Raw genomic sequence first — 12,626 nt, 5'->3', positions numbered from 1 at the left:
AGTCTGGACGAAATGTCAAAAAACGAAAGTCGGGAGGGCAAAAACGCTTAGCGTGCTGCTTCGTAGATACGACGGCTCACGTCCAGCGTAATGTCCCCGTGCTCGCCGAGCTGGGTCATGCCGTGCTCTTCGAGTTTTGCCAGCAGGGCAGGGATGGAGCTGCCGTCCAGGCCGTAGCCGGACAGACGCGTTGGCACGCCCAGGCTTTCAAAGAAGCTGCGGGTCGCTTCAATGGCAGCATCAATACGCGCATCGTCAGAACCCTCGGTGATGTTCCACACGCGCTCGGCGTACTGCAGCAGTTTGGCGCGCTTGGTGTCGCGTTTTTCGTTCCACAGCGCGGGCAGCACAACGGCCAGGGTCTGAGCGTGGTCCAGACCGTGCATCGCCGTCAGCTCATGGCCGAGCATGTGGGTCGCCCAGTCCTGAGGCACGCCAGCGCCGATCAGGCCGTTCAGCGCCTGCGTTGCGGCCCACATGACGTTGGCGCGAACGTCATAGTTCTCCGGCTCTTTCAGCGCTTTCGGGCCCTCTTCAATCAGCGTCAGCAGAATGCCTTCTGCGAAGCGATCCTGAATTTTTGCATTCACCGGGTAGGTCACGTACTGCTCCACGGTGTGAACAAAGGCATCGACCACGCCGTTCGCCACCTGACGCGCGGGCAGGGTGTAGGTGTACACCGGATCCAGAATAGCGAAGACAGGCTGAACGTGTTCGTTCATAAAGGCCTGCTTGTCGCCGGTGGTTTTGCGGGAGATCACCGCCCCCTTGTTGGATTCAGAGCCGGTGGCCGGGAGGGTTAGCACGGAGCCCATCGGGATCGCGCTTTTGATGTCGCTGCCGCGGGTTTCCAGGATGTGCCATGGGTCAACGCCGTCAGCGTAGTGCGCTGCCGCCGCGATGAACTTAGTGCCGTCCAGCACGGAGCCGCCGCCGACCGCCAGCAGGAAGGTGATATTTTCTTCGCGGGCGATTTTCACCGCGTTCATCAGCGTTTCGTAAGACGGGTTTGGCTCGATACCGCCGAACTCACGCACGTCCAGGCCGCTCAGGGCGCTGTAAACCTGATCCAGCACGCCGGTTTTTTTCACGCTGCCGCCACCGTAGGTGATCAGCACGCGAGCATCAGCAGGGATCTGCGCGCGCAGATCGGCGATAGCGTCTTTACCAAACAGAATGCGGGTTGGGGTATGAAGATTAAAGTTGTTCATTGCTCGTTCCCTTTAGTGGGTGAAAAACCGTGGTGGCGCCGATGGCTACCTGATGCTGCTCATTGTGGCCGTCCGGGACCAGGCCCTCAATGCACATTCCTGCCGATGTCTTGCCCATTTCTACAGAGCGCTGGAGAAACTTCGGAAAAATGCGCAGACTGTAAGGGTCGGAAACCGTACCCGGAGTAACGTAAAATGAACCGCGAAGCGATCTGCCACCAGCTCACGGCGCAGATTAAAAGGCTGATAGATAAAGAAAATAACGTCAGCGACCTGCTGCCGGACATTCGCCTGCTTTACGGCACGCAACCCGGGACGCGCACACCGGTGATGTACCAGCCGGGCATCGTTTTTCTCTTCTCGGGCCATAAAATTGGCTATATCAACGAGCGCGTGTTCCGCTACGATACCAATGAATATCTGCTCCTGACGGTACCTTTACCCTTCGAATGTGAAACCTTCGCGACAGAGGCCGTTCCGCTGGCGGGTATTCGCGTCAACGTTGATATTCTTCAACTGCAGGAGCTGCTGATGGAGATTGGTGAAGACGAGCTCTTCCAGCCGTCGATGGCCTCCAGCGGGATTAACTCGGCGACGCTGTCGGAAGAGATCCTCTGCGCCATTGAGCGCCTGTTGGACGTCATGGAGAGGCCACTGGACGCGCGTATTCTCGGCAAGCAGATCGTTCGCGAAATTCTTTACCACGTGCTGCTGGGCCCGGGCGGGGGGGCGTTACTCGCCCTGGTGAGCCGACAGACCCACTTCAGCCTGATCAGCCGCGTGCTCAAGCGTATTGAGAGTCAGTACACGGAAAACCTCAGCGTTGACCAGCTGGCCGCGGAAGCGAACATGAGCGTCTCGGCGTTTCACCATAACTTTAAGTCGGTGACCAGCACCTCGCCGCTGCAGTACCTCAAAACCTACCGGCTGCATAAGGCGCGCATGCTGATGATCCACGACGGCATGAAGGCCAGCGCGGCGGCCATGCGCGTCGGCTATGAAAGCGCGTCGCAGTTCAGTCGGGAGTTTAAGCGCTATTTCGGCGTCACGCCGGGAGAAGATGCGTCACGCATCCGAACCATGCAGGGAGCTTAGGCTTTTTTCCCTCTCCCCAATGGGGAGAGGGTCAGGGTGAGGGGATCAGGCACTGCAATACTTTTTCTTGATCACCACCGCAATCGTCCCTACCAGCCCTGCCACCAGCAGGAAAATCGGCAGGATCATCAGGAAGGTCATTACCTGATCTTCGTGATGTTTCACAAACGGGATCATGTTCAGCGCATATCCGAACGTGGTTACGACACCGACCCACAGCAGGCCGCTCAGCCAGTTGAAGAACTGAAACCGGCGGTTAGACAGCCCGGAAATACCCGCCATGGTGGGCAGAAGAGTGCGAACAAACGCCAGAAAACGCCCGGCCAGCAGTGCCAGCAGGCCGTGTCGGTCAAACATACAGGTCGCACGCTGATGGTATTTATGGGGCAACTGCGCCAGCCAGCTTTTTACCACGCGCGTGTTTCCAAGCCAGCGGCCCTGCAGATAGCTCAGCCAGCAGCCCAGGCTCGCGGCGGAGGTGAGGATAACCATCGTGGGCGTAAAGTCCATGACGCCTTTGCCAATCAAGGCCCCGGCAAGTAAAAGCAAACTGTCACCGGGTAAAAACGAGGCTGGCAGTAATCCATTTTCCAGAAACAGCGTTGCGAACATCACAAAATAGACGACGCCTATGACGTGAGGATCCGCTAGGGCGGCAAAATCATGTTGCCAGAGCGCCGCGATAATATCTTGAATAACAGCCATGGACTTTCCTGTGGAACAGCAGAGATAACGCTATTGTACTCCCAATTTTACCTGCCGGGATTGATCGCAGGCGCAACTCATGCAGACTTTTCTGCTTGCAGTGTTCACAAAAGCGTCCGGGGAGTACATTTTCAGCCCGCACTCTACACGATACGTTCAAACCCTGCAGATAAATCCGCAATTAAATCGTCCACGTTTTCTAAACCGATATGCAATCTAATGAGGGTGCCGCTGAAGTCCACTTCACCGCCGGGGCGCAGGGCCGCGATCTGCTCCGGCTGATTCGGCAGGATCAGGGATTCAAAACCGCCCCAGGAGTAGGCCATGCTGAAGAGGGTAAAATTATCCAGATAGCTCGCCAGCTCGTCATTATTGAGCCGTTTTTTAAGCACAAACGAGAACAGCCCGCTGCTGCCCGTAAAGTCACGCTGCCAGAACTCATGGCCCTTACTGCCCGGCAGCGCCGGATGGTTCACGCGCTCAACCTGCGGATGCTGCGCCAGCCACTCAGCGATTTTCAGACTACTTTCATGATGCTGACGCAGGCGAACCCCAAGCGTGCGGATACCGCGGCTGGTCATGTATGCCGTGTCTGCATCCACCATCTGGCCCATCAGGTAGGCATTTTCACGCAGCTGGTCCCAGCAGCGCGCGTTGGATACCGCGGTGCCAATCATCCCGTCAGAGTGGCCAATCAGGTATTTCGTTGCCGCCTGAATCGAGATATCAATGTCGAATTCCAGCGCCTTAAACAGCACGCCCGCCGCCCAGGTGTTGTCGATCATGATAATCGCTTCTGGCGCTTTGCTGCGCACGGCCTTCACGATAGCCGGCACGTCGTGCACTTCCATGGTGATGGAACCGGGAGATTCCAGGAACACAATGCGCGTGTTTGGCTGGATAAGGTCAGCAATACCTTCACCAATCAGCGGGTCAAACCAGCCGGTCGTTACGCCGAGCTTGCTGAGGATTTTGGTGCAGAAATCCTGGCTGGGTTCATAGGCCGTGTTGGTCATCAGGATATGGTCGCCCTGTTCCACAAACGCCAGAATGGTGTTAGCAACCGCCGCCGCCCCGCACGGGAACAGCGCGCAGCCCACGCCGCCTTCCAGCTCGCACATCGCCTCCTGCAGAGAAAAGTGGGTTAGGGTGCCGCGACGACCATAGAACAACCCGCCTTTCGCGCGGTTGCGCGTGGCGATTTTTTTCTCCTCAACGGTGTCAAACACCAGGGAAGAGGCGCGTTGAATCACGCTGTTAACCGAACCCTGAGTATATTTTTTGCTGCGTCCAGCCTGTACCAGCGTGGTATCAAGATGCTTCTTCGTCATATTTGCAAACCCTGTTTTTATACGTCTGGACGTCCAGACTACCACGATTGTAAAAAACTGCACCCGCATGCTTATCGAATAAGCAGAAAATATTAGCAAAAAAGCGCATAAGAAATTTTTACTGCGTAAGCGCAAGGAAAGTGAGCGAAAATTAAGGCACCATGTAAATACTAATGAGAACGACTATCAATTCGACGACTTTTTGATATTATTACGTTCAGATTTTGTGATTTGCGTCCTGGAGATACAGAGTGGGTAATAATTTGATGCAGACGGATCTCTCCGTTTGGGGCATGTATCATCATGCTGACATCGTGGTTAAGATTGTGATGATCGGCCTGATTCTGGCGTCCGTTGTCACCTGGGCTATCTTCTTCAGCAAAAGCGCCGAGCTGCTTTCGCAGAAGCGTCGCCTCAAGCGGGAACAGCAGCAGCTGGCTGAAGCCCGCTCTCTGGATCAGGCTTCTGAGATGACCTCATCCTTCCACGCGAAAAGCCTGACCACCCTGTTAGTGAATGAAGCTCAGAACGAGCTGGAACTCTCCGCCGGCAGTGAAGATAACGAAGGCATTAAAGAGCGTACCGGTTTCCGTCTGGAGCGTCGTGTTGCGGCCGTTGGTCGACACATGGGACGCGGCAATGGTTATCTGGCGACCATCGGCGCGATTTCGCCGTTCATTGGTCTGTTCGGTACGGTCTGGGGCATCATGAACAGCTTTATCGGTATTGCGCAGACCCAAACCACCAACCTCGCGGTGGTTGCGCCGGGTATCGCGGAAGCGCTGCTGGCGACGGCAATCGGTCTGGTTGCCGCTATCCCTGCGGTGGTTATCTACAACATCTTCGCGCGTATGATTGGCAGCTACAAAGCGACTCTCGGAGACGTTGCCGCCCAGGTTCTGCTGCTGCAAAGCCGCGATCTCGACCTGAATGCCAGCGCCGTGAAGCCGGTCCATGCGGCGTCTAAACTGCGCGTAGGTTAATAGTATGGCGATGCGTCTCAACGAAAATCTGGACGATAACGGCGAAATGCACGAAATCAACGTGACGCCGTTTATCGACGTCATGCTGGTGCTGCTGATTATCTTCATGGTGGCTGCGCCGCTGGCGACGGTCGACGTGAAGGTGAATCTGCCTGCCTCCTCCAGCCAGCCGCAGCCGCGTCCGGAAAAGCCTATCTATCTGTCGGTGAAAGCGGATAAATCCATGTTCCTGGGTAACGACCCGGTAACGGATGCTTCCGTTATTCCGGCGCTGGATCGGCTTACCGGCGGCAAGAAAGACACCACCGTCTTCTTCCGGGCGGACAAAACCGTCGACTACGAAACCATGATGAAGGTAATGGACACGCTGCATCAGGCGGGTTATCTGAAGATTGGGCTGGTCGGGGAAGAGAAAGCGGCCTCGAAGTGATACAGAAGCTGGCGAAAGCCGGCTTTTTTTATGCCTGTCGGTTTATGCGTTTTTGTCGTCCGTCGGTGCGGTAGAGGAGGTTGCAAGCGCATCCTCATCGAGCGCAACGCAGGTGACGTTTGACGTACGGTATTCACCGGCTGACAGTTTGCGCGTCAGGCGCAGGGTGGCGACTTCTCTGGCAAGCAGATACTGATAGTTGGCCTCAAGACGTCCCAGCAGTTTCTCTTTCAATTCTGGTTGCTGTTCGATGATGGCGTTCATCACGGCACCGTAAATTTCTTCTTTGACCTGTAACGGATAAATCTCGCGGCGATTCTGCCATTTCAGACGCACCAGCGTTGCCGGGATCGATACCATGTCTTGTGTAATACGCGTCATCTCGGCATTTTTTGCATTTCTCAGCGCCTCGATATTTTGCTTTAAGATAAATTCATCACTTTTTTTATCATCTAAAGTCAAATAAACGTCATTGTCTTTAACTTCTTTCACGTTAATCTTCCCCCAGGGTATAAAAAATAGGGTGGTTTTTTTCTCGCGTAATTAGATTAAGCCAAATTTCATTGCCGGCCTCATTTATTTCTTTTGTTTTTTCAGCCATTATTTGACTTAGTTTCTGGGCATCTATTTCACCTTCGGCCTGCAGGTCATTCAGCAGGTGGACGAAGGCTTCAATTTTTATAGCACGAAATAAGCGGTCTTTTATATGGCGATCGTGCTCTTCCAGCAACATATTACGGGATTTGCCAGTGCGGGAAACGCCAATTAATATATCTGGCTCGAAATCAGAGAGCTTTCTTTTCCCCTGAGTTAAACTGGCCTTTTTTTCTTCTTCCATCGGTTTCTGTTCCACAGGCGCAATGTGGTACTTAGCCGGGACGAGATAGTCGGGCAGCATTTTAATTTCCTTTATTTTCAACAGGGTGGGGTTGGTAAAGGCGTGAGATTCGTTGACAATATCATGAGGCAATTTTAAAATCAAAAAAAATGGAGCCAACCCATGAACAGCATTTTTTTTACGGTCATCACATTACTATTACTGACCGCTGGTGTGCTTTTATTGATGCAGGAGTTCAATAAAACGAAAGTGTCGAAAGACACCAGTGAACCGCCACAGCCTGAGCTGATGACAAAAGAGGAAGGAGAAGACCATTTCTCTGTTCTGATGAACTCCGTTACGCCTGTCTGGTACTGGCGGGTGAATCATGAATATATCGACTTCTTACACGCGACAATTAAACGTATGAAAATGTCGGAAATTAATGATACCCCCGGTCTGTTTGAGGCTCAGCGTCGCTGTAGCGACCTCAATTCGGCGGTTTATAAATATTATGACAATATCAAAAAGCGCTGTCTTAACGGTGAGAAGGTTTCCTGTTCCGATCTGGACGTATTAAATTTGCGGCAGTGTTTTCGCGAGTTCAGTCTGGAAGCCTACCCCGAGCTTGTGGCGCTGGTCTGGCCGGAGTATGCGCGTCCGGAGGTCAACCCGGACAACGTCTGAGTGACGTGCGGGTTAGTTCTTGCAAACAGTCAGCGCCGTTGAGATATACTGAGCGCTGGTTTCGTTTGCAGACAGGATTTTATGGAACGCTTCTTTGAAAACGCAATGTATGCCTCTCGCTGGCTGCTCGCACCCGTCTATTTCGGTCTTTCCCTGGCGCTGGTCGCCCTGACGATCAAGTTCTTCCAGGAGATTTTCCACGTCTTGCCTAACATTTTCTCCGTGGCGGAAGCAGATTTGATTCTGGTTCTGCTGTCGCTGGTGGATATGACGCTGGTGGGCGGCTTACTGGTGATGGTGATGTTCTCCGGTTATGAGAACTTCGTCTCTCAGCTTGATATCGCCGAGCATAAAGAAAAGCTCAGCTGGCTCGGAAAAATGGACGCATCATCGCTGAAGAATAAAGTTGCGGCATCTATAGTGGCGATCTCCTCTATCCACCTGTTACGCGTGTTTATGGACGCGAAAAACGTCCCGGATAATAAGCTGATGTGGTATGTGATTATCCATCTGACGTTTGTGCTGTCGGCGTTTGTGATGGGGTATTTGGATAAGATCAGTAAGAAGTAGAGACACCTTACCCCTCACCCTAACCCTCTCCCCAGAGGGGAGAGGGAACTTGAATACCCTCTCCCCTCTGGGGAGAGGGCAGGGTGAGGGCGTCAGACCGCACTATTTATCCGATGACGCCTGCCACAGATTCAACTCCCCATCCGCAACGTGCTGGTCAATCCGCTTGAGTTCGTCATCAGTAAAGCGCAGATTTTCCAGCGCCTGAACGTTCTCCTCCAGCTGCTCCGGACGGCTCGCGCCTATCAGCACTGACGTCACGCGTTCATCTTTCAACAACCAGCTTAGCGCCATCTGCGCCATCGTCTGCCCGCGCGCCTGCGCCATCTCATTAAGCAGACGAAGACTTTTCAGGTTAGCTTCGGTCAACATTTTCTGCGTCAGGCCGCGCACTTTGTTCCCTTCGCGCTGCATGCGAGAACCTTCAGGAATACCGTTCAGGTATTTTCCGGTCAGCAGACCCTGCGCCAGCGGGGTAAAGGCGATACACCCCGTGCCGTTTGCTTCCAGCGCATCCAGCAAGCCGGTCTTATCGACCCAGCGGTTAAGCAGGTTATAGGACGGCTGATGGATCAGCAGCGGGATCTTCCACTCGTGAAGCAGCGCGGCCATTTTTTGTGTGCGCTCGGTAGAGTAGGAGGAAATGCCCACGTATAGCGCTTTTCCACTCTGAACCGCGTGAGCCAGCGCGGAGGCTGTCTCTTCCATCGGCGTATTTTCATCCACGCGGTGGGAGTAGAAAATATCCACATACTCAACGCCCATGCGTTTCAGGCTCTGGTCGAGACTGGCGAGCAGATATTTACGTGATCCCCCCGAACCATACGGCCCCGGCCACATGTCGTAGCCGGCTTTGGTGGAGATAATCAGCTCGTCGCGGTACGCGGCAAAGTCCTCACGCAGCAGGCGGCCAAAGTTCTCTTCCGCGCTACCCGCTGGCGGGCCGTAGTTGTTGGCAAGATCGAAATGGGTAATACCGAGGTCGAAGGCTTTACGCAGCAGCGCGCGCTGGGAATCAAGGGGCTGGATGTGGCCGAAGCTATGCCACAGACCCAGCGACAGCGCAGGCAGGCGCAGGCCGCTCTTGCCGCAATAGCGGTACTGCATATTCTCGTAGCGGGTGGCGTCAGGGTACCAGGACATGATGTCTCCTTTCTTATTTAATGGATTTTCGAAACAGCGTTTTTATTCTGTGTTTATCAAATCATAAATTAAGCAGAGAAGCGACGACATGCCCAAACCCTGTGATGTTGAAAGGTAATGCTTAACCATGACTGCGTTACCTGTGAAGCCACGCTAACTAAAAATAATCACAAAACGTTATAATTTCCCTGCACCCTGCCGATAACGAGAGTAGCACTCGCCTCTGGGCGAATTCACCCTCACGGCAAGGAAGACTTATGAATATGCTTCGTAATTTCACGATCCGCTTCGTCATGCTGACGATCCTCGGAATCTTTTGTTTAATGTGGGCGGGCGTCGGGCTGTACAGTACCTGGTCCCTTTCACGGGTATCAGATGGTAATGAAGTCGATCGCCAACTGGTCAAACAGATGATGGTGCTCAGCCAGGGCAACGATCAGTATTTCCGCTTTGTCACCCGTCTGAGCCGCGCCATGGAGGTCAAAGCCGCTGGCGGCACGCCGGATTTGTCCTCTGCCCAACAGGCTCTGGACAACATGGGTAAAAAACTGGTCGAGATGAAGGCGATCTCACCAGGCCCGATGGATGAGCAGATCTCATCCCGGGTGATCGGCGCCTGGCAGGCGCTGCTTGAGCAGGGCGTGACGCCGCAAATGGAGCAGGCGAAGCAGGCGACCCTGGACGGCTACCGCCAGCAGGCCAACAACGTCACTCCGCCGCTGAGCCGTGCGTTCGGTGCGGCCGCCGAGGAGTTCAACAATGCCGCGGCGAAGACGCTCGACAGCACCCGCGTGGTGGTCGACGGCCTGACCAGCATGACCCGCACGGTCATTATCGTCGCCACCATTATCGGCCTGCTGATCCTGCTTTTTACCGACCGCTACCTGGTGGCGATGCTGGTCAAACCGCTGGAGCGTATTCGCCAGCAGTTCCGCCAGATTGCCCAGGGCGATCTCAGCCAGCCCATTGAGCCTTTCGGCCGCAACTGTGTGGGACAGCTGGTGCCGCTGTTGAGCGCTATGCAGGACAGCCTGCGTGAAGCCGTTAGCACCATCCGCTCCGGCAGTGAAAATATCTGGCGCGGCGCGACGGAAATTTCCAGCGGCAACAACGACCTCTCTTCCCGCACCGAAGAGCAGGCTGCCGCGCTGGAAGAGACGGCTGCCAGCATGGAACAGCTCACCGCTACCGTGAAACTGAACGCGGAAAGCGCGCGTCAGGCCAGCCAGCTTGCCGATGTGGCCTCAACCACCGCCAGCCGCGGCGGCTCGCTGGTGGAAGAGGTAGTCACCACCATGAGCGGTATTTCGGAAAGCTCGAAGAAAATTGCTGAAATCACCAACGTGATCAACAGCATCGCCTTCCAGACCAATATTCTGGCGCTCAATGCGGCCGTAGAAGCGGCACGCGCGGGCGAGCAGGGGCGTGGTTTCGCCGTGGTGGCGGGTGAAGTCCGTAACCTGGCAAGCCGCAGCGCCAACGCGGCAAAAGAAATTGAGGGGCTGATCGCTGATTCCGTTACCCGCGTCGAGCAGGGAGCGCAGCTGGTGGGCGACACGGGCACCACTATGGATGCGATTTTGCGCGACGTGACGGAAGTGACGACCATTATGAAGCAAATCGCATCGGCTTCTGAGGAGCAAAGCAAGGGCATTTCGCAGGTCGGGATTGCCATTACCCAGATGGACGGCGTCACTCAGCAGAACGCCTCGCTGGTTGAAGAGGTTTCTGCGGCAGCGGCGGCGCTTGAGCGCCAGACCGAAGAGCTTCAGCGCTCGGTGCAAAAGTTCCGCCTGACGGCGTGAGCCTTCTGCTAAGGCCGCTCCGTGCGGCCTTTCTGCTTTTTCGTCTGTTGGATCTCACTCTTTGGGCGGCAGGATGCTCATCGCCTGCTCAGCGGACGCCAGCAATCGTGATGACGGCACGCCGTCACGAGCCTGAACGGATAAGCCATGTAAAAAGACGGCAAAAAAGTCTCCCAGACTGTCAGGATCGGTCGTTTCGGGCAATTCACCGTTTTGCACCGCCAGCCGCAGCCGGTCAATGATCTGCTGCGTGCGCTGCAGGCGATGCTCAGCCAGCCAGGATTTAATGCCGTCATTTTCCGCACTGACGCTAGCGGCTGTAGCAACCACCATGCACCCATGCGGCTTGCCAGGTTGGCTATAAAGCGTAATGGCATCACTCAGCAGCGTTTTGATTGCCTGCCGTACATCACCCTCGGTGGTTAATGCGCGATCCGCGAAGCTGCCTTCTTCGTTTTCATAATGAGCAATCGCTTCCCGAAAGAGCTGTTCTTTTGAACCGAACGCCTTGTAAATGCGCGCCGAAGCGATGCCCAGCTCAGCCACCAAATCTGACATTGAGGTCCCTTCGTACCCTTGTCGCCAGAACAGGTTACGCGCTTTGATAAGCGCCTGGTCGCGATCGAACTGGCGCGGTCTTCCTGCCATTTTGTTGCTCCGGTTTGTCTTCTGTTCACTGCAAACAGGATCGCTTAATTCGTTGGGATTACCAATGAATTTATAAGTTTTGCTTGCGGTTAACTGATTTTACTCCTATTGTTTGTCAATCGACAAACAATAGGAGTTTACGATGAAAACCCTCAAAGGACCCTCTCTTCATCTCGCACAGTTCAGTGACGAGGTTGCCCCGTTTGACAGTTTACCGACAATAGCCCAGTGGGCCGCGGAAACCGGTTTTAAGGCATTACAAATCCCGGCCTGGGACCGTCGGCTGTTCGACGTTTCGACGGCGGCGGAAAGCCAGACCTATTGTGACGATCTTACCGGCATGCTGGCGGAACATGGCCTGGTCGTGAGTGAGCTGACCAGCCATATCTTTGGCCAGCTAATGGCGGTTCATCCCTCGTATGACAGCCTGTGCGACAGCTTCGCGCCGCCGGAAATACACGGCAACCCGCAAGCACGCGGCGAGTGGGCACGGCAACAGCTACTGATGGCGGTGAAGGCTTCCGCCCGGCTTGGCCTCAGCGATCTGGGGACATTCTCAGGCTCGCTGGCATGGCCTTATCTGTTCCCATTCCCGCAGCGCCCGGAAGGGTTAATTGAAACCGCTTTTGACGAGCTGGCCAGACGCTGGATGCCGGTGCTCAACGCCTGCGACGAACATGGCATTAACCTGTGCTATGAAATTCATCCGAGTGAAGATCTGCACGATGGCGTGACGTTTGAAATGTTTTATCTGCGGGTGAAGGCGCATCCACGCTGCCGGATACTTTTTGACCCGAGCCACATGGTGCTTCAGCAGCTTAACTATCTGGAATTTATTGATATATATAAGGACGTTATCAGTATGTTTCACGTCAAAGATGCTGAATTTAATCCAACCGGTCGTCAGGGGATTTATGGTGGGTATCAGTCATGGCTCGAACGCGCAGGGCGTTTTCGCTCACTGGGTGACGGTCAGGTTGATTTCAGGGCTATTTTCTCGAAGCTGACCCAATACGATTATGCTGGCTGGGCAACCCTGGAGTGGGAATGCTGTCTGAAAAACCCGCAGGACGGTGCCAGAGAAGGGGCAGCGTTCATCCGCGACCACATTATTCACATCACCGATAAAGTCTTCGATGACTTCGCCGGTGCTCCGGTCAATGCTCAGCAAATCAACGCATTACTCGGCATTCGCTAAACC

14 protein-coding genes are annotated in these 12,626 nt (G+C 54.6%); 7 read left to right on the top strand and 7 right to left on the bottom strand.

Annotated elements, in window-relative coordinates:
* Positions 1-47: 47 nt before the first annotated feature.
* The gene (gene yqhD / locus ACR42C_RS19160; RefSeq protein ID WP_320719875.1) at positions 48-1,211 is read right to left on the bottom strand and encodes an alcohol dehydrogenase; all 1,164 of its coding nucleotides are present in this window, start codon (positions 1,209-1,211) and stop codon (positions 48-50) included.
* 195 nt (positions 1,212-1,406) lie between these two features.
* Between yqhD and ACR42C_RS19155 the strand changes: the two genes are divergently transcribed.
* Entirely contained in the window at positions 1,407-2,306 is a 900-nt protein-coding gene (locus ACR42C_RS19155; RefSeq protein WP_479984452.1) for an AraC family transcriptional regulator, read from the top strand.
* Positions 2,307-2,351: 45 nt separating this feature from the next.
* Here the strand turns inward: ACR42C_RS19155 and yghB are convergent, their stop codons facing one another.
* Both yghB and metC read right to left on the bottom strand, forming a co-directional pair.
* A complete protein-coding gene (gene yghB / locus ACR42C_RS19150) occupies positions 2,352-3,011 on the bottom strand; it encodes a DedA family general envelope maintenance protein YghB (RefSeq protein WP_163329680.1) in 660 nt (219 codons plus the stop codon).
* Between the two features lie 143 nt (positions 3,012-3,154).
* Positions 3,155-4,342, bottom strand: coding sequence for a cystathionine beta-lyase (gene metC / locus ACR42C_RS19145; RefSeq protein ID WP_166712350.1), 1,188 nt, complete (start codon positions 4,340-4,342; stop codon positions 3,155-3,157).
* Between the two features lie 251 nt (positions 4,343-4,593).
* On the opposite strand from metC, the gene exbB reads away from it, so the two are divergent.
* Together exbB and exbD are read left to right on the top strand one after the other, a co-directional pair.
* A complete protein-coding gene (gene exbB / locus ACR42C_RS19140; RefSeq protein ID WP_116342042.1) occupies positions 4,594-5,325 on the top strand; it encodes a tol-pal system-associated acyl-CoA thioesterase in 732 nt (243 codons plus the stop codon).
* 4 nt (positions 5,326-5,329) lie between these two features.
* Positions 5,330-5,755: a TonB system transport protein ExbD gene (exbD, locus tag ACR42C_RS19135; protein WP_116342040.1), complete on the top strand. Its 426-nt coding sequence runs from the start codon at positions 5,330-5,332 to the stop codon at positions 5,753-5,755.
* Between the two features lie 42 nt (positions 5,756-5,797).
* Here the strand turns inward: exbD and ACR42C_RS19130 are convergent, their stop codons facing one another.
* Together ACR42C_RS19130 and ACR42C_RS19125 are read right to left on the bottom strand one after the other, a co-directional pair.
* On the bottom strand, positions 5,798-6,247 hold the full coding sequence (locus ACR42C_RS19130; protein WP_116342038.1) for a cytoplasmic protein: 450 nt from the start codon (positions 6,245-6,247) through the stop codon (positions 5,798-5,800).
* A 1-nt stretch (position 6,248) separates the two neighbouring features.
* Positions 6,249-6,653: a hypothetical protein gene (locus ACR42C_RS19125; protein ID WP_479984451.1), complete on the bottom strand. Its 405-nt coding sequence runs from the start codon at positions 6,651-6,653 to the stop codon at positions 6,249-6,251.
* Positions 6,654-6,755: 102 nt separating this feature from the next.
* Here ACR42C_RS19125 and ACR42C_RS19120 point away from each other — a divergent pair, with 102 nt between their 5' ends.
* The gene (locus ACR42C_RS19120; RefSeq protein WP_116342034.1) at positions 6,756-7,259 is read left to right on the top strand and encodes an ESA_00282 family adhesion-associated protein; all 504 of its coding nucleotides are present in this window, start codon (positions 6,756-6,758) and stop codon (positions 7,257-7,259) included.
* Between the two features lie 81 nt (positions 7,260-7,340).
* A complete protein-coding gene (locus ACR42C_RS19115; RefSeq protein WP_003862473.1) occupies positions 7,341-7,829 on the top strand; it encodes a TIGR00645 family protein in 489 nt (162 codons plus the stop codon).
* Between the two features lie 102 nt (positions 7,830-7,931).
* On the opposite strand, the gene ACR42C_RS19110 is transcribed toward ACR42C_RS19115, so the two are convergent.
* Positions 7,932-8,972, bottom strand: coding sequence for an aldo/keto reductase (locus ACR42C_RS19110; RefSeq protein ID WP_116342032.1), 1,041 nt, complete (start codon positions 8,970-8,972; stop codon positions 7,932-7,934).
* 257 nt (positions 8,973-9,229) lie between these two features.
* Between ACR42C_RS19110 and ACR42C_RS19105 the strand changes: the two genes are divergently transcribed.
* Positions 9,230-10,777, top strand: a complete 1,548-nt coding sequence (locus ACR42C_RS19105; protein WP_163329677.1) for a methyl-accepting chemotaxis protein — start codon at positions 9,230-9,232, stop codon at positions 10,775-10,777.
* Positions 10,778-10,831: 54 nt separating this feature from the next.
* On the opposite strand, the gene ACR42C_RS19100 is transcribed toward ACR42C_RS19105, so the two are convergent.
* On the bottom strand, positions 10,832-11,425 hold the full coding sequence (locus ACR42C_RS19100) for a TetR/AcrR family transcriptional regulator (protein ID WP_116342028.1): 594 nt from the start codon (positions 11,423-11,425) through the stop codon (positions 10,832-10,834).
* Positions 11,426-11,567: 142 nt separating this feature from the next.
* Here ACR42C_RS19100 and ACR42C_RS19095 point away from each other — a divergent pair, with 142 nt between their 5' ends.
* Complete coding sequence (locus ACR42C_RS19095; RefSeq protein ID WP_479984450.1) at positions 11,568-12,623, top strand: sugar phosphate isomerase/epimerase family protein; 1,056 nt, start codon at positions 11,568-11,570, stop codon at positions 12,621-12,623.
* Positions 12,624-12,626: the final 3 nt, after the last annotated feature.

This window comes from Enterobacter sp. MG-EB028 (assembly GCF_056673305.1).
This window is presented reverse-complemented; position numbering and strand designations above follow the sequence as displayed.

Coding starts and splice junctions, on each gene's coding strand:
- yqhD (WP_320719875.1), bottom strand. CDS start 1,211: ATGAACAACTTTAATCTTCATACCCCAACCCGCATTCTGTTTGGTAAA.
- ACR42C_RS19155 (WP_479984452.1), top strand. CDS start 1,407: ATGAACCGCGAAGCGATCTGCCACCAGCTCACGGCGCAGATTAAAAGG.
- yghB (WP_163329680.1), bottom strand. CDS start 3,011: ATGGCTGTTATTCAAGATATTATCGCGGCGCTCTGGCAACATGATTTT.
- metC (WP_166712350.1), bottom strand. CDS start 4,342: ATGACGAAGAAGCATCTTGATACCACGCTGGTACAGGCTGGACGCAGC.
- exbD (WP_116342040.1), top strand. CDS start 5,330: ATGGCGATGCGTCTCAACGAAAATCTGGACGATAACGGCGAAATGCAC.
- ACR42C_RS19125 (WP_479984451.1), bottom strand. CDS start 6,653: ATGCTGCCCGACTATCTCGTCCCGGCTAAGTACCACATTGCGCCTGTG.
- ACR42C_RS19120 (WP_116342034.1), top strand. CDS start 6,756: ATGAACAGCATTTTTTTTACGGTCATCACATTACTATTACTGACCGCT.
- ACR42C_RS19115 (WP_003862473.1), top strand. CDS start 7,341: ATGGAACGCTTCTTTGAAAACGCAATGTATGCCTCTCGCTGGCTGCTC.
- ACR42C_RS19110 (WP_116342032.1), bottom strand. CDS start 8,972: ATGTCCTGGTACCCTGACGCCACCCGCTACGAGAATATGCAGTACCGC.
- ACR42C_RS19105 (WP_163329677.1), top strand. CDS start 9,230: ATGAATATGCTTCGTAATTTCACGATCCGCTTCGTCATGCTGACGATC.
- ACR42C_RS19100 (WP_116342028.1), bottom strand. CDS start 11,425: ATGGCAGGAAGACCGCGCCAGTTCGATCGCGACCAGGCGCTTATCAAA.
- ACR42C_RS19095 (WP_479984450.1), top strand. CDS start 11,568: ATGAAAACCCTCAAAGGACCCTCTCTTCATCTCGCACAGTTCAGTGAC.